Origin of the sequence: Melioribacter sulfuriphilus (genome assembly GCF_051488685.1) — a bacterium.
In the GTDB taxonomy this organism is placed as follows: domain Bacteria; phylum Bacteroidota; class Ignavibacteria; order Ignavibacteriales; family Melioribacteraceae; genus Melioribacter.
Genome location: NZ_JBPSEH010000007.1, coordinates 1 through 16,971 on the forward strand (window position 1 = coordinate 1; position 16,971 = coordinate 16,971).

At 36.4% G+C, this 16,971-nt stretch carries 15 protein-coding genes and 1 tRNA gene; 9 read left to right on the forward strand and 7 right to left on the reverse strand.

Translation table 11 applies throughout. The features are described from left to right. Positions 1-368 precede the first annotated feature (368 nt). Positions 369-442: transfer RNA gene (locus tag ACSSV9_RS10075), tRNA-Val, on the forward strand. Positions 443-836: 394 nt separating this feature from the next. On the opposite strand, the gene ACSSV9_RS10080 is transcribed toward ACSSV9_RS10075, so the two are convergent. Genes ACSSV9_RS10080 through ACSSV9_RS10110 form a run of 7 tightly spaced genes read right to left on the reverse strand, consistent with a single transcriptional unit; the run spans position 837 to position 8,750 of the window. Further along, positions 837-1,595 carry an NADH-quinone oxidoreductase subunit B family protein gene (locus ACSSV9_RS10080; protein WP_437347129.1) on the reverse strand — a complete coding sequence of 253 codons (759 nt, stop codon included), beginning with the start codon at positions 1,593-1,595 and terminating at the stop codon, positions 837-839. Positions 1,596-1,604: 9 nt separating this feature from the next. Next, on the reverse strand, positions 1,605-3,089 hold the full coding sequence (locus ACSSV9_RS10085; protein ID WP_437347130.1) for a hydrogenase large subunit: 1,485 nt from the start codon (positions 3,087-3,089) through the stop codon (positions 1,605-1,607). 11 nt (positions 3,090-3,100) lie between these two features. Then, positions 3,101-4,534 (reverse strand): proton-conducting transporter transmembrane domain-containing protein, encoded by a 1,434-nt coding sequence (locus tag ACSSV9_RS10090; protein WP_437347131.1) that lies wholly within the window; start codon positions 4,532-4,534, stop codon positions 3,101-3,103. Between the two features lie 2 nt (positions 4,535-4,536). Beyond that, on the reverse strand, positions 4,537-5,172 hold the full coding sequence (locus tag ACSSV9_RS10095) for a hypothetical protein (RefSeq protein ID WP_437347132.1): 636 nt from the start codon (positions 5,170-5,172) through the stop codon (positions 4,537-4,539). After that, on the reverse strand, positions 5,169-6,089 hold the full coding sequence (locus ACSSV9_RS10100) for a respiratory chain complex I subunit 1 family protein (RefSeq protein WP_437347133.1): 921 nt from the start codon (positions 6,087-6,089) through the stop codon (positions 5,169-5,171). The genes ACSSV9_RS10095 and ACSSV9_RS10100 overlap by 4 nt, the downstream gene beginning before the upstream one ends. Next, positions 6,086-8,071 carry a proton-conducting transporter transmembrane domain-containing protein gene (locus ACSSV9_RS10105; RefSeq protein WP_437347134.1) on the reverse strand — a complete coding sequence of 662 codons (1,986 nt, stop codon included), beginning with the start codon at positions 8,069-8,071 and terminating at the stop codon, positions 6,086-6,088. Before ACSSV9_RS10105 ends, ACSSV9_RS10100 begins: the two co-directional genes overlap by 4 nt. A gap of 1 nt (position 8,072) precedes the next feature. After that, positions 8,073-8,750, reverse strand: coding sequence for a PTS sugar transporter subunit IIA (locus ACSSV9_RS10110; RefSeq protein WP_437347135.1), 678 nt, complete (start codon positions 8,748-8,750; stop codon positions 8,073-8,075). A gap of 959 nt (positions 8,751-9,709) precedes the next feature. On the opposite strand from ACSSV9_RS10110, the gene thrS reads away from it, so the two are divergent. The 8 genes from thrS (at position 9,710) to zapA (ending at position 16,859) form a co-directional block, all read left to right on the forward strand. Further along, positions 9,710-11,647 carry a threonine--tRNA ligase gene (gene thrS, locus ACSSV9_RS10115; protein WP_437347136.1) on the forward strand — a complete coding sequence of 646 codons (1,938 nt, stop codon included), beginning with the start codon at positions 9,710-9,712 and terminating at the stop codon, positions 11,645-11,647. Positions 11,648-11,678: 31 nt separating this feature from the next. Continuing rightward, positions 11,679-12,185, forward strand: coding sequence for a translation initiation factor IF-3 (gene infC / locus ACSSV9_RS10120; protein ID WP_437347137.1), 507 nt, complete (start codon positions 11,679-11,681; stop codon positions 12,183-12,185). A 12-nt stretch (positions 12,186-12,197) separates the two neighbouring features. Further along, on the forward strand, positions 12,198-12,392 hold the full coding sequence (rpmI, locus tag ACSSV9_RS10125) for a 50S ribosomal protein L35 (RefSeq protein ID WP_437347138.1): 195 nt from the start codon (positions 12,198-12,200) through the stop codon (positions 12,390-12,392). A 13-nt stretch (positions 12,393-12,405) separates the two neighbouring features. Beyond that, positions 12,406-12,753 (forward strand): 50S ribosomal protein L20, encoded by a 348-nt coding sequence (gene rplT / locus ACSSV9_RS10130; protein WP_437347139.1) that lies wholly within the window; start codon positions 12,406-12,408, stop codon positions 12,751-12,753. 70 nt (positions 12,754-12,823) lie between these two features. Beyond that, the gene (pheS, locus tag ACSSV9_RS10135) at positions 12,824-13,813 is read left to right on the forward strand and encodes a phenylalanine--tRNA ligase subunit alpha (protein WP_437347140.1); all 990 of its coding nucleotides are present in this window, start codon (positions 12,824-12,826) and stop codon (positions 13,811-13,813) included. Positions 13,814-13,826: 13 nt separating this feature from the next. Continuing rightward, positions 13,827-16,220 (forward strand): phenylalanine--tRNA ligase subunit beta, encoded by a 2,394-nt coding sequence (pheT, locus tag ACSSV9_RS10140; protein ID WP_437347141.1) that lies wholly within the window; start codon positions 13,827-13,829, stop codon positions 16,218-16,220. Next, a complete protein-coding gene (locus ACSSV9_RS10145) occupies positions 16,220-16,528 on the forward strand; it encodes a hypothetical protein (protein WP_437347142.1) in 309 nt (102 codons plus the stop codon). The genes pheT and ACSSV9_RS10145 overlap by 1 nt, the downstream gene beginning before the upstream one ends. Positions 16,529-16,559: 31 nt before the next feature. Continuing rightward, positions 16,560-16,859, forward strand: coding sequence for a cell division protein ZapA (gene zapA, locus ACSSV9_RS10150; protein WP_437347143.1), 300 nt, complete (start codon positions 16,560-16,562; stop codon positions 16,857-16,859). Positions 16,860-16,971 lie beyond the last annotated feature (112 nt).

Here is a 16,971-nt window from a genome sequence, read left to right on the forward strand (position 1 = left end):
CTAGAGCGACCCGCCTGAGGCGGGTAGGTCACAGGTTCGGAATAAAAAGGCAACAACAAATTAATTTTGAAATTCTAGACAAAGTTTTTGAAATAGGTATTTTTTAATAAGGGTTCTTAGCTCAGTTGGCTAGAGCGACCCGCCTGAGGCGGGTAGGTCACAGGTTCGGAATAAAAAGGCAACAACAAATTAATTTTGAAATTCTAGACAAAGTTTTTGAAATAGGTATTTTTTAATAAGGGTTCTTAGCTCAGTTGGCTAGAGCGACCCGCCTGAGGCGGGTAGGTCACAGGTTCGGAATAAAAAGGCAACAACAAATTAATTTTGAAATTCTAAACGAAGTTTTTGAAATAGGTATTTTTTAATAAGGGTTCTTAGCTCAGTTGGCTAGAGCGTCTGCTTGACGTGCAGAAGGTCACAGGTTCGAGTCCTGTAGAACCCACAAAGGCTCACACAATAATTCAAATCCATCCGCTAATAATACCTCCGATAAAAAAACACTATTGAAAATCGAAAAGAAATAATTATTTAGTAGCGATTTCAAAATTTGTTTTCGAATATATTTAAGCATGCATCTACAGTAATCATTGTATTATTTATTCTAATCCTAAAATTGCGAGTTATTAATCAAGCTCATTTTACTTAATCTTCCCACTAATTATATTATTTAGACCATCAGTACAAATAGAAATTAGTTATACATATTCAGTTGTAACACAAAAATTTTCTCAATTGGTTAATTGAGGTTTTGGGCGGCAAATTGAGGTTAAAATTTCCAGTCTCGTTATAAGAATCTTAGTTTTGATAGCATCTTACATCTTATTGAAATCGTCGAATTATTTTTTGCCTAAAAATTTCAGAATGGCGTTAATAATCACCAGTGGATGTGGTGGGCAACCTGGAATAAACAAATCAATTTTTATTTTTTCAGTGAAAGTTCGATCGATTTCTGTAGAGTCAGCAAAAATTCCTCCACTGATTGCACAGGCGCCAGTTGCGATCACAATCTTTGGGTCGCCAATGCTTTGATAAGCATCTTCGAGAGCTTTTGCCATATTTTTTGTAATTGGGCCAGTCAGCACAATTCCATCTGCATGACGCGGAGAAGCGACGAAATCGATACCAAATCTTCCCATGTCAAAGTTAACATTACCGCATGCATTCAATTCCATTTCGCATCCGTTGCAACCGCCTGCAGATACCTGCCGCAACTTCAACGACCTTCCAAAAAGTTTATGTATTTCTCTTCGATATTCAATAGCATAATTCTGGAAATCGTCATAGCTGACTTTTGAGTTGATAATTAGCTTAGCCTCTGAATCACAACCAATTTTGTAGTTGCTTGAAAACTTAATTGCACCGCCTGACATCTTTTCGCATTCACCACAAATAATACATTTACCAAGATTGATAGCAAGCGGATTTTTTGAAATAGCTTTTGCAGGGCAAGCTTGCATCAGGTCGTCGATATTACCGGCAAATTTGGTTTCATCAATAATTGGAAATCCTCTGTGGGTTGACAATATTTTTGCTTCGGTAATATTTTCTATTGCCTGATAGCCATGATTTTTTCGTGCTTTGATTAAATCAAACATAATTCCTCTTTATAAATCGAAACCACAATATGAAAGATTAAAACTTTTGTTGCATAGCGGGAAATCAGAAATTCCCTGCTCTCTTACGGCAAGGGCAAGTGCAAACCAATTGTTGAACGACGGGTCTTTTATTTTTATCCTTTTAATTTTTCCGGTTCCATCTGTAATTATGCAATGAACAATTTCACCACGCCAGCCTTCTGTAATTGAAACGACGAAAGAATTTTTTTGCATCTCCCCGATTTTTTCTTCATAATTTCCATCAGTATAAATTTCCATCAAGTCATTTATAATTTTTACTGACTGTTGAATTTCGATAAAACGAATATATGCACGTGCAAAGACATCACCGGAATCTAAGGTGAGTTTATGAATTGGGAAAAATTCATAAGCACCGAATGGATGATCAACTCGTGCATCTAAAGAAACTCCACTTGCACGTGCAGCCATTCCCACCATTCCTATTGATTGTGCAATTTCTTTCGATACAATGCCTGTTTTCTCAAGTCGTTCCATTACTGAAGCCGAAGAAAACATAGCTTCTGCCGCTGTTGTAGCTTCATTCTCAACACGGTTGATTGTTTCGAGTAAAGTTTTTGCTCTGGCGGAATCGATGTCAAAATTTACTCCACCTATTTTCATCATGTTTCTACCGAATCGATTGCCGCAAACCGACATGGTAGTATTAATGACTGACGTTCGTAATGCACCGAATATCGAATTACCTGTTAAATATGCAATGTCATTAGATATTGCAGCTAAGTCTCCAAGATGTACAGCAATTCTCTCCAATTCAAGCATGATTGATCTTATGATTTTAACTCGCTTAGGAATGCTTAAATTCATCAACGATTCAACTGCTCGAACAAATGTGCCGGAATGAGCTATAACTGAATCGCCGGCAATCGACTCTGCAAGTTTAGTTTGATATAACAAATTACTATTCTGTAAAAAAAGTTTTTCAACTCCACGATGCTGGAATCCAAGTTGAATTTCAAGATTATGAATTATTTCGCCGTGAGCGGAAAATCGAAAATGCCCCGGTTCGATAATCCCGGCATGAATAGGCCCGACGGCTACTTCATGGACATCGCTGCCTGACATTTTAAAGAAATCATATTGTTTTTGTGTTTGATCAACACCTGCAATTCCGTGTCGTACTGGCTTTAGCCACGGATGTCCATTGGGAATAACTCCAAACTGCTCCCAGAGTTCTCTTTCAAATAGATGAGCTGAAGGAACTTCATTCGTAATTGAGTCATAAACATCACCCGACCTAAGGGAAGAGGATAAAACAAATAGCTTTGATAATTCGTCATCGGCAAGAATGCAGAAGATTCTGACAAGATCCTGCTCGTGCATTCCAAATAAATTTACCAGTCTTTTCCCTTCATGAATTTTAATAACTATACTCTCACGAAATTCAGAAAAATCAACCCACTTTATTTTATCTAACGACAGAGTTTGCAGATTTTTAATTTCGACCCAATTCACATTTTCTCCTGTCATCTTAAAAAGTTCGCTGCATTGTTAATTAACTCGTTGATAAATGCCGGAGTATTGATGCCTATAAAAAATAGTATTATTAGCAAAACAACCTGTGGAGTATAAGCTTGCCATCCGAGATTATAATTTTTATAAGATGAAGCTGAATCATCATTCCTGAAAGCCATATTGAAGATCGAAGAAAAAATACCGAAGCCGATAATTACTATAAACAGGAAAAATAAGATTGCCAGCCAGCTGACTCCCTGTACCCACAAGGCTTTTATGATAAAAAACTTGCTGATAAAAATCGGGAATGGTGGCAGACCAATAATAGCGAGTGCAGAAATTATCCAGAGCCAGGCTGTTTTGGGGTCAAGTTTAATTAAGTCTTTTATGTCGTCAATTTTTTTACTTTTGAATAAGTAAAGAATGTTTCCCGAAGTAAGAAACAAAGAAGCTTTGGCGAATGAATGTGACAATGTATGAAGCATTGCCGCATAAATTCCATATTTACCAGCTGAAATTCCGATAAACAGAATTCCCATATTTTCGATCGAAGAATAAGCGAGCATACGCTTATAGTTTTTCGTTCTGAGCATAAAAACTGAGCTGACGAAAAGAGAAAGAAATCCAGTCAGCATAAAAAAGAAATTTGAAAAGTCTTCTAAGTTTGTCTTAATAAAAATTTGATGAACACGAATCAATCCCAGGAATGCTGAATTCAATAATGTTCCTGACAGCATTGCCGAGACGGGTGACGGAGCTTCTGAATGCGCATCTGGTAGCCAGGCATGTATGGGTGCTATACCGATTTTTGTTCCGAGCCCTACAAATAAAAATGCAAAAGCAATTTTGAGCCAGAAAATGTTTATAAGATTTGCATTATTGTATAAATCATCAAAATAAAGAGAATTAATCTGGCGGGTGCCAATACTTAAGAGAATAATTCCGACGAAAGCAAGCGCAATTCCAATCGAACAGATGTAAATATATTTCCATGTGGCTTCGAGTGAAGATTTTTTCTTTTCAAAATAAATCAGCAATGCACTTGTCAATGTAGTTGCTTCAATAAAGACCCAGAGTAATGCTAAATGCGTGGATAGTATCACACCCGACATTGCTGCAAGAAATAATAAAAGTTCGGCAACAAACACAGATTCTTTGGCAGCGCTTAGATTGTGTTCTTTGAAATAAAAAGTAAGATATATACTAACTCCCCCAAAAACGATGGTCATTACAAAGAGGAAAAACAATCCAATTTCATCGAACGCAAAATATTGCAGCAGCCAATCAGGGAGAAAATAAAACTCGTTGTTAATTATCTTTTGAATGGAAACAAATAGATAAGCAGCCGAAGTCAGTCCAAGATTGATTCTATTGACCAACTTATTTTTTACGATTAATCCGATTATTGCTAACAAAACTGGAAAAACTAAAACTAATCCAATCATAATTAGTCCTTTAGCTCCGTCAAAATGTCAATTTTGTTTCCGTCGTACATCTGTTGAATTTTATTGAAGAAAATTGCGAAGAGAAAAATCCCGACAAATAAATCGAGTAGAACACCAAGATTAACAAGCATCGGCATTTCATTAGCCACAGATAAGGACAGTAGAAAAATTCCATTTTCCAGAATCATGTAACAGAGGATATGTGTGATAATTCTTTTTCTGTTAATAATCAAAAAGAGGCTGGAAATTATCATGACAATTGAAATTCCAAAATAAAGTGGCTTGATATTAGCATCGAGGCGGGCCGCCCAGAAAGCGGCCAGAAATCCGAATATAAAAATTAGGCTTCCAATTAATATTGAATAGAATTGCGAAATATAAGGATCGATTTCACGACTGATTTCGTTTTTTCTTATTACTGAAAGTAGAAAATAGGGGATAATGATTCCTTTGAGAATCAATGTTTCAAAACTGAGGAAAAGAATGTTGAGCCAGTTAATTTCTTTGATGTCAATAATTACAAGGAGGAAAAGCAAAATGCCCTGCACAGCTAGAGTCTTTACATATGCTTCTAATCTGCTAACCGGAAAGATATAAAGAATTGTTGTGCCTAATAAAATTATAATTATGTCGTTCATTTAATTCCTCCGTGAGTGAAGAAGGCAACAATTGCAAACGAGGTAAGAGCTAAAGCCGTCATCAGGAACAAAAACTGAGGCACATGTGAAATTCTTGAGCGCGCAATCAACGATTCAACCAATCCTACACAAAGATAAATTAGAAATATTGACATTAAACAAAATAATAGAGTCAAGGCTATGGAGAAATTCAATGGTATCAGAAAGTTCGATATTAAAAGGGCAATCACTAACATTTTGATTTGAGATGCAAAAATCATGAATGCAAGATTCACTCCCGAGTAATCAAGGATCATTACTTCGTGAATCATAGTTAATTCAAGGTGAGTATTCGGATCGTCAATCGGGACGCGGCTACCTTCTGCAAGCAGCATAATAAAAAGTGAGACGACGAATAATAATTTAATTAACAATGTATAAATGGCTGATGAATTCAGCATTAAAAACATTTGCTCGAATGATGTTTGGTTTGTTATAAATGCAAGCGTTCCAAGCAGAACGAAAAATGCAGTTTCAACAATGGTTGAAAAAGTAACTTCGCGGTTTGCACCCATCCCTTCAAAACTGCTGCCGGTATCAAGCGCTGCAATTACAAGAAAAAATTTAGCCAGTCCAAGTGAATATGCAAAAATCACAAAGTCACCATTGAACTTTAATACTGAACCGATATAAGGAAATGGAGTAAAAAGTAATGCAAAAATCACAGCGGCCAGATTGATTGAAGGTGCAATCTCAAAAACGAATGAAGTTGTAGTACTGATTACTTCGCCTTTGCGGAACAATCTCAATAAATCAAAATACGGTTGAAATACTGAAGCGCCGTGTCTTCCTGCCCAGATTGCTTTAACTTTGTTAATAACGCCGACAAACAGAGGAGAAAAGAAAATTGCCACAAGAGTTAACATTATTTTAATCATAATTCAACTCCGAGTATCCAGATCAGCAATGCAAGTAAGAAAATCAAACCATAGATGATATATTGCTGCATTCTTCCGCTTTGTATCCATGAAAAAAGATCCATGAATTTTCTCAACGCCGAAATTATTGGTTGAATGATTAATCCTTCTGACACATCCCGCGAACTGCTTTTTAACGATGCTTCCTTTGGAAAAAGTGCACTTTCTTTTTCTACATTAATTTCTATCGGAACTAATTTTGAGATTAGCTGCATAAAAGGATGTGCATAAGAGCCGCTTGTATATTGCATTCTGCTCGTTACATCCTGATAACCGCAATCCCATGTCTTAAACTTTTTAGTACTTCTTTTTGATATGAGTAGCTTTCGTAAACTATAGATCACAACTATAAACAGTAAGAAAATTGCAAGCGATATTGAAATTGAATTTATTAATGAAAGCAATTCAAAATAACCATTTAATGAGAAATGGTTAGAAAACATTGGCAGCACTTTCAGCAGTAAATAAATAATTGTAATTGGTAAAAGTCCAACTGCAAGCATTAGAAGTGTCAAAACACTCATGGGGAAAAGCATTAAGGAATTTTTTTCATGAGGTGCATTATGAAATTCAGAGCGATTCATTCCCAAAAATGTCAACCCAAATAATTTAGTAAAAGTTATCATTGCCATAGAACCAATAAATGCAAGCCCTGAAATGCCAAGCACAGCAACAATGCTAACACCAATATTTTGTATTGAAAAACTTTTTGCAAGACCAGTGTATATAAAAAATTCCCCAACGAATCCATTGAGTAATGGAAAACCACTTATAGCAACTGTTGCAAACAAAAACATAATACTTGTTTTGGGTAAATATTTTACTAATCCGCCGAGCATATCAATATTTCTTGTATGCGTTTGTGAATAAACTACACCCGCACCATAAAACAAGACGCTCTTGAAAGTAAAATGATTAAAAGTATGGAGTAAAGCACCGAGGAAACCAAAACCAGCAATCAAGTCATTTCCATAAGCTCTTCCAAGCATTCCCAGACCAATGGCTATCCCGACAATTCCTATGTTTTCTATACTTGAGTAGGCGAGAAGTTTTTTGAAATCATGCTGTGAAATTGCATTGGCAATACCAACAATTCCAGTTACCAATCCAATGAGGAGAACAAAATAAGCAAGTGAAACCGGTATAATGTCCATCAGAAGAATAATTCTCAGGATTCCATAAATTCCTGTTTTAATCATCACGCCTGACATTAGAGCCGAAATGCTTGTAGGGGCTGCAGGGTGTGCACGTGGCAGCCATGTGTGCATCGGTATATATCCTGCCTTTGTTCCAAATCCAATAAAAAACATCAAAAAGAAAAATAATGTGAGGTGATTATACTTTCTAAAAACTTCGTGAAAGGAATTAAAAGCAAGCGAACCGGACAATGAAGATATCCAGGCGAATCCAGCAATTAAAAATGCAACTCCAATTTGCATTGACGTGAAGTAATAAATTCCGGCTTTCCTTACTTCATTTTTTTCGTGTTCAAATGTTACAAGAAAGAACGAAGCAATCGACATCAATTCCCAGCTGATTAAAAACATAAGAGCATTTTGTACTACAATAACTAACATCATCGAGGTACTCATCAGACCGAAGAAGAAAAGATATGCAGAAAGTTGTGAATTTTTCCCGATGTACATTTTCATATATCCAGCTGAATAGCAGGACGCAAGAAAAGAACCAATTAAAATTATCAATGCAAAAAATGCCGAAAGCGGATCCAGTACAAAATCCACTTTGCCAATTGGGAAACTAAAGGTGTAATTCCAGATATATGAGTTTCCGGAAAGCAGCGTGTTAAAAACAGCAGGCAGTGCAAGAATATTTGCTGCAGCAGAAAAGACAATATAAATTTTTGATTTGTAGTTTTCGCCAGTTAATATGGCAGCGATCCCACCAAGTAGAAAAAAGAGAGAACCAATGAGAAATAAATCCATATCAATTGTTCTCCTTTTTATTCCACTTGCTTTCTTCTGTGTCGATAAATTTGATAACCTCTTCTTTGGATGCGCGGTTTCTTAGCATATTCAAGAATTCGTCTTTCTGACAGAGGAATGAAATGCGGGATAAGATTTCAAGATGCATTTTGGGGCTCGCAGAAAGAAGGATAAACAATGTATGAACATCTTGATTATCTAAAGCAGAAAAATCCAGTGGCGTTTCAAGATAACAAACTGAGACGCTTGCAAATTTTGGATTTGTTATTATCGGATTGCGCGGATGCGGTATTGCTATCCCTCTTCCAATTGCAGTTTGCATTAATTCTTCGCGACTTAATAGCGCAGATGTTATCTCCTCCTTTGATAAGTCTTCGGGAGTTTTAATTTTATCGACAGCATTTTTTAATACTTGCGTTATATTCGTACCGGAAATTGTTTCAACAATTCCATTAGATTCAATTAATTGTGCTATGCTGATTTTACTTATATTTTCAAAAAAATGCGAAGAAGATACTTCTATTTTATTGAGCAAAATCCACTCATTTATTTCAGCCCGATTAAATCGATATTGATGATTGATCTTATAGCAGGGAATCTTTTTGTCTTTTATCCATCTATAAACAGTTTTTTCGTTAACATTTAGTAATTCGACGATATCTTTAATTTTTAAGTCCATAATTTTCTAAAATTGTTGCTGAAATATATAGAAACTACCTTATTAAAACAATAACAACCTGAATGTCCATATTTGTCCAATCATTTTATTTCATTATCAGATCCATTAGATATTGCCTTATAACTTTTAATAAACCCTGTACTACTTGCAGGAGTAAATTCTTGAATGTGTGCTCAGTGATTTCTTTTTTATATCAAATTTAGGTTCCAATAAGGAGATAGAATAACTTTCTTGAAATACAAAACAGTAGGCGATTAGGATAAAAGATTTTTTAATCTATAACTCCTCTGTCAAATTTATAAGCATAAATTATGTTTCTTTGCATTTTCTATTACTTCAGTTGCACCTTCTGATAGAATTAGTTTTCACTTTCAACTTTTTCCCTGTAAAGTCAAGAGGACAATTAATAATTTTTATGATGAGAGTAATGTTAACTGAATAAAGTGGCTTTAACTTCGGCTTTGCTTATTCAGACAGGTTTAATTTTCTTCGTTGTGAATTAGCACTTATGATCTAAAATATTATTCTTTTAGAGTTAAATAATGAATACAATTTAAGCGTTGTTATTATTCTTCATATTTGCGATTGATTTTTAAGAATAATAGTTCAGAATCAAAGTGCATTGAAGATGCAATCAGCAAACTGCTATTTATATGTTATTACGACAGAATGAATTTAAAAACTTGACAAAAATTAGCAGGGGATATATATTTGCGGGTGTGATGGAGAAATCCCCGCAAAAGCGGGGTTTTTTATGAAATTGAAATATTTTTTGCTATTTTTGCACATTAATTTCTAAAGTACAAAAAACATTTATCGTAAAAAATAATCGTAAATTAAGATAGCAAAATATAAAAAACCTTTACAACGATTATTGACGTGCAAAAGGTCATCGGGTTAAGCCTTGTATGATCTATAAAGTATCGGAGTTGACTCCGATTTTTTTATTTAGGAAAATTATGAACAGTGAAATAATCAATATTAAATTCCCCGACGGTTCGGTCAAGGAATTCCCAAAGGGGATTACACCTATTCAGATTGCCGAGAGTATCTCGAAACGTCTTGCAGAAGAAGCTCTCGTAGCCAAAATTAATGGTGTCGTAAAAGATTTATCGACTCCTATATACGAAGATGCCGAAGTTCAGATATTGACTTTTGACGACTCCGAAGGGCGGGAAACATACTGGCATTCTACATCACATTTGATGGCACATGCCATTCAATTACTTTTTCCAGAAGCCAAATTTGGTGTTGGCCCAGCTGTTGAATCGGGCTTCTATTATGATATCGATATCAATTCGAAATTGAGCGATTCTGACCTCGAAAAAATTGAAAGCAAAATGCTCGAAATCGCCAAACAGGATAATCCATTTCAGAGAGTCGAGTTAAGTAAAAATGAAGCTATAGAATTTTTTAAGAATAAAGGGGACAATTACAAACTCGAAATATTAAGCGAGCTCGACGACTCGAAGGATGTCATCAGTATTTATAAAGAAGGTGATTTCGTCGACCTCTGTACAGGTCCACATTTACCGAGCACTGGAAAAATAAAATATATCAAACTTTTGAATGTATCCGGCTCTTACTGGCGCGGAGACGAAAATAACAAACAACTCCAGAGAATTTACGGCATTTCGTTTCCGAAAAAGAAAATGCTCGAAGAACATCTTGCATTGCTCGAGGAAGCCAGAAAAAGAGATCACAGAAAATTAGGCAAACAACTCGACCTCTTTAGTATTCATGAAGAAGCAGGAGCGGGATTAATTTACTGGCATCCCAAAGGTGCTCGCATACGAAATACAATCGAAACTTTTTGGCGTGCCGAGCATATTAAAAACGGTTACGATTTATTATATACCCCGCACATGGGTAAAGGATGGCTCTGGGAAACCAGTGGTCATCTTTCTTTCTACAAAGAGAATATGTACGCACCGATGAGTATTGATGAGCAGGATTATTATGTTAAGCCGATGAACTGCCCATTTCATATTATGATTTATAAGTCGAAACTCCGTTCTTATAGGGACCTGCCGCTTAGATGGGCAGAACTCGGTACAGTTTACAGATATGAAAAGAGTGGAGTATTGCATGGTCTTTTGCGCGTCAGAGGATTTACTCAAGACGACGCCCATATTTTTTGCACTCAAGAACAAATCGAAGATGAAATTATCGAGGTTATTCGCTTCTCGATATATATGTTGCGTTCATTTGGATTTGATGACCTGAATTTTTACATTTCTACAAAACCCGAAGACGCAATCGGAGACGATGCAATCTGGGAAAAAGCAACTAATTCTCTTAAACATGCACTCGAAAAAGAAAATCTTTCTTACGAAATTGACGAAGGCGGCGGTGCATTTTACGGACCAAAGATCGACATTAAAATTAAAGATGCTCTCAATCGTCAGTGGCAATTGAGCACCGTCCAGTTCGATTTTAACCTTCCTGAACGTTTCGATATGAGTTATATCGGCGAAGACGGAAAAGAACATAGACCTTTCATGGTTCACAGAGCATTGCTCGGTTCAATCGAAAGATTTATGGGCATTTTGATTGAGCATTATGCAGGTGCATTCCCAACATGGTTAGCTCCGATTCAGGTTGCGGTTATTCCTGTTTCTCAGAATTATCTCGACTATGCCGCTGAAGTTCATAAAAAGTTACTCAATTCTGATATTATATCTCATCTCGACGAGAGGAATGAAAAAATCGGTTACAAAATTCGAGACTGGGAAACTAATAAAGTACCTTACATGGCAATAGTAGGTGAAAAAGAAAAAGAGAGCGGTTTAATTTCTGTAAGACGTCATAAAGTGGGCGACCTGGGCACTCTATCATTGGATGAGTTTATTGAAAAATTACAAAACGAAATAAAAAACAGAATTAATCACAATTAAAGAGGTAATTATCGCACAAGTACAACACCGTGTGAACGAAGAAATCAGAGCACCTGAAGTTCGTTTAATTGACGAAAAAGGTGAACAAGTAGGAATCGTTTCTGTCAAAGAAGCATTAAACAGAGCTCGTGAAGTAGGAATGGATCTGGTCGAAATAGCGCCGCAGGCTAAACCGCCGGTCTGCAAAATAATTGATTACGGTAAATTTGTATACGAGCAGCAGAAACGGGAAAAAATGCAAAAGAAGAAACAGCAAGTTAGCGTATTAAAAGAGATTCGATTACATCCAAATACGGACACTCACGATTTTGAATTTAAGGCACGACATGCCACAAAATTTATTGAAGATGGCAACAAAGTTAAGGTATCGGTAATTTTCAAAGGTCGCGAACTGGCTTATGTTGAAATTGGTGAAGAGCTCTTGAAGAAATTTATCGATAAATTGTCAGATGTGGCAAAAGTTGAACAAGAACCAAAGTTTGAAGGCAGAGCGATGCATGCCATATTAGCACCGCAAAAAGGGAAAAGAAAAAAATAGATAGGTGACAAGATGCCAAAAATGAAAAGTAATCGAGGAGCCGCTAAAACTTTTAGAGTTACTGGTAGCGGTAAAATCAAACGTAACAAAGCTTACAAGTCCCATATTCTAACTACAAAGTCGAGAAAGAGAAAAAGAAACTTGCGTAAATCGACTTTGGTTTCTAAAGCCGATTCAAAACGAATAAAAGTTTTGATACAACAATAGGAGAGGAAAAGAAATGCCACGCTCAGTAAATCACGTTGCGTCGAAACAAAGACGTAAGAAGATTCTTAAGTTAGCCAAAGGTTATTGGGGTGCCCGCAGTAAAGTTTATACTGTTGCAAAGCACCATGTCGAAAAAGCTCTGCAATATGCTTATAGAGATCGTAAAGCCAAAAAAAGAGAATTCCGTTCGCTCTGGATTATTCGTATTAATGCAGCTGCCCGTCAAAACGGCACTACATATTCAAGACTGATAGATGCTTTGAACAAAAAAGGAATTCTTATCAATCGCAAAATATTAGCTAATCTGGCTGTGGAAAATCCGCAAGCTTTTTCAGAAATAGTTAAATTCGCGATTAATTAATTTTACGCTCCCTTCTGTTTCAGAATTAGAATGATTCAGAAGGGATTTTTTTAAATTCTCAGGTAAGGCTATGATCGATAAAATTACAGAAGCCAGAAAAGAATTCGACTCGCTCGTATCAAATGTTCACGACCTTAAAACCCTCGAAGAATTGCGCCTTAAATTCCTGAGTCGAAAAGGTATTATCCAGAATTTCTTCGAGGAATTCAAAAATCTTCCACCCGATGAAAAAAGAAACGTCGGAAAAATTCTCAACGAACTGAAAAATTACACTCAGACAGTCTACGACGAACTCAAAGAAAAACTCGAATCTCAAAAAAAGAAGACCGATAACTTCGTCGATATTACATTGCCCGGCAGGAAAAGACCAATCGGCAGCAAGCATTTGATAACACAAACACTCGACGAAATTAAATCAATTTTTAAAGGACTCGGTTTTTCCGTTTACGAAGGGCCCGAGCTCGAATCGGATTACAATAACTTCGAAGCTCTGAATTTTCCAGACGACCATCCTGCACGAGATATGCAAGATACTTTCTTTATCAACGACAAGTTTCTTCTTAGAACTCATACATCGCCCGTACAAATCAGATTGATGAGTCAAAAGAAACCGCCAATCAGAGCTATTATGCCCGGGAAAGTATTTCGTAACGAAGCAATAAGCGCCAAAAGCTATTGCCTTTTTCATCAGGTAGAAGGACTCTATGTTGACAAAGATGTAACCTTTGCCGAATTGAAAGGAACACTGGTATCGTTTATAAAACAATACTTTGGCAACGACGTAAGGTACCGTTTTAGAACCAGCTTCTTCCCCTTTACAGAACCGAGTGCAGAAATGGACGTATGGTGGCAACCGAAAGGGAAAGAAGGGAGGTGGCTCGAAGTCCTCGGCTGCGGTATGGTCGACCCGAATGTTTTAAAAAATGTCGGCATCGATCCGGAAGAATTTGTTGGTTATGCTTTCGGCATGGGCATCGAAAGAACCGCAATGAGAAAATACGGCATCGACGATATCAGAATTTTATTCGACAGCGATTTACGCTTTTTAAATCAATTCTAATCAAGGTGGTTAAATGAAAGTTTCTCTTAACTGGCTCAAAGATTATATCGACCTCGATGGCATTACGATTGAACAGATTGTCGATAAGCTTACATACGCTGGATTGGAAATTGAAGAAGTAATCGATCAGGCTAAAATGTATGAAAATATTGTGGTTGGTTATGTTAAAGAAAGAAAAAAACATCCCAATGCCGACAAATTATCGCTTTGTATTGTAAACGACGGCAGCAGGGACTACAGTGTCATATGCGGCGCACCAAACGTTGCGCAAGGTCAAAAAGTACCTTTCGCAAAAATCGGAGCGGTTATTCCTTCAAACGGATTAAAAATTGAAAAAGTTAAATTACGCGGCGAAATGTCGGAAGGAATGATTTGTTCCGAAAAAGAACTCTCCATAAGCGACAATCACGAGGGTATAATGGTGCTCGATTCGTCTTTCGAGACGGGTTTACCTTTCTCGAAAGTAATGAATCTGGATGATGTAATTCTCGATATTGCAATTACTCCAAACAGAGCAGATGCACTAAGTCACATCGGTATTGCCAGGGATTTAGCTGCATTGTTTGAAAAAAAATTAAAAATGCCCCAGATTGAACTTGAAGAAATTGAAGAGGATTCTGCTAAATATGCTTCTGTCGAAATTATTGACACTGAAAATTGTCCACGTTACGTTGCTAAAGTTGTCTTAAATGTTGAAATTAAAGAGTCACCCGACTGGTTGAAAAAGAGAATCGAAAGTATCGGTTTACGTCCAATCAATAACGTTGTTGATGTAACGAATTTTGTTTTATACGAAGTTGGTCAACCTCTACACGCATTCGATCTTGATAAATTAGCGGGGAAAAAAATTATAGTAAAAAAAGCAAGTGAAGGCGAAAAATTTGTGACACTCGATTCGAAGGATAGAATACTTTCGGAGTCCGACTTAATGATTTGCGATGCCGAAAGACCCGTGGCAATCGCAGGCGTTATGGGTGGTGAAAATTCAGAAGTCACAAATGAAACTAAAAACATCTTGATCGAAAGCGCATTCTTTAATCCGTCTTCTGTGCGTAGAACAGCTAAAAGGTTGGGGCTTCAAACAGACGCTTCGTATCGCTTCGAACGCGGAGCTGACTACAACATTACCGTCTGGGCAGCAAAACGAGCAGCTCAGTTGATTTCACTGACTGCTGGCGGAAAAGTATGCAAATCCGAAATTGATATTTATCCCCGACCATTCGAAAAAAAATCTGTCGAATTGAGATACGAAAGAATAAAAAAAATTCTTGGTTACGACATCGAAAAAGAGACAGTGAAAAAAATATTTACAAATCTCGGCTTCGGATTAAAAGAGCTGGACAAATCACTTAAGCTGGATATCCCCTCTTTCAGGCATGATATCGATAGGGAAATTGATCTAATTGAAGAAGTTGCCAGAATTTATGGTTACGATAAAATTCCAGAGGTAGAAAAAATTTCTGTTACTTTAGAAGAAAAAATTGATCAGTCCGAAAATAACGACCGTATCAGAAATATATTTAACTCGCTCGGATTCTACGAGATTTTAACGAATTCACTTCTCAAGGAAGAAATTGCAAGTGATTATGGAAATCCACTCGGAGTGCTTAATCCACAAAGTGCAGAAATGTCGCATTTGAGGCCCTCGTTAATTCCGGGTATGCTTCAGGCAATTTCGAATAACATCAAGGTAAATGAAAAAAATTTACAGCTTTTTGAAATTGGTAAGGTATTCCAAAAAATCAACGATCGAATTGAAACATTTGAAGATTTTAAAGAGAACGAGCACCTGATCATCAGCTTGACGGGAAATGCGGTCGAGGACGAGTGGTACGAGAAAGAAAGGAAATTTGATTTTTATGATCTCAAGGGTTTTACAACCACATTTTTAAATAAATATTTGCCGGGCGCAGAATTTGAATTTAAACGACTCGATTCAGACAAATTTCAATACGGCATGCAAATACTCCAATCTGGCCAGTTGATTGCCTGGGGTGGTAAGTTAGAGGAGCGATTACTTAAACCTTTTGAAATAGATCAGGATGTTTTTGCAGCGGTTTTTGATCTCGATAAAATTAAGTCGATCGAGAAAAAAATTCCTGAATTCAAGGAATTATTGAAATTCCCCAAAGTATTCAGGGATTTTGCATTTATTCTCGATAACGAAATTGAAGCTGATGAAGTAATTAAAGTTATAAGGAATGAAAGCAGTAACTTGTTGCATCATGTTAAGTTATTTGATATTTTTCAAAGTGAAAGTTTAGGGGTGAATAAAAAGAGTCTTGCATTTAGACTCGAATATTACGATCGAAATAGGACACTGACAGAAGAAGAAGTTGACAAAGAATTCAGACGAGCAATAAAAGCCGTCGAAGAAAAATTTAATGCCAAATTAAGAGGCATTTGATGCCCGACTTAAACAAATACGATATGTTTCTCAACGAGCTCGGTTCGCTCGAAAAAGAAATCTACTATTTTTTGCAAAAAGGTCAGGAACTCGTAGAAGCAAATCGATTGTTAAACGAAAAAATAAATCTTCTCGAAAGAGAAAATAGTGAATTAAAGAAAAAAATTTCCGATATTGAAAGCAGGTTGAGTAGAGTTTCAGAAAGTGGAACTCAATTAATTGTTAGTGGAAATAAGGAGGAAAGGGAAGCTTTAAAAAGTAAAATTAGCGAATTGATAGAAATGATTGACTATCATTTGCGTTCTTAAAAATAATGTATGATGATGGAAACGATATAAAATGGCCGAAAAAAAGAAGCTTAAAGTAAAAATATTTGATAAAGAATATTCTCTTTTAGTAGAAAATCAGGAAGTAGCAGCTGAGCTGGCAGAGTATGTCAATAGAATGATGGAAGAGACACAGGAAGAGCTGCCCGATCAACCGAAGGATACGATAGCAATAATTGCAGCATTAAATATTGCATATGATTTATTCGTTGAAAGGAATAAATTTCGTGAATTTAGTATCCAGGCTACCGATAAAATAAAGAAAATAAAGCTTCTTTTAGACGAGTCCAGTTTTATATCCTCACCATCATAATCCAAGGTTTTTCCGCAGAGCCGGTGAATTTATAAAAAAGAACTAACAAATAATAACTAAAAGGGTTATTGACTCACGGCGTGTATTACAGGCCTCGCCCGGTTTCGACCGG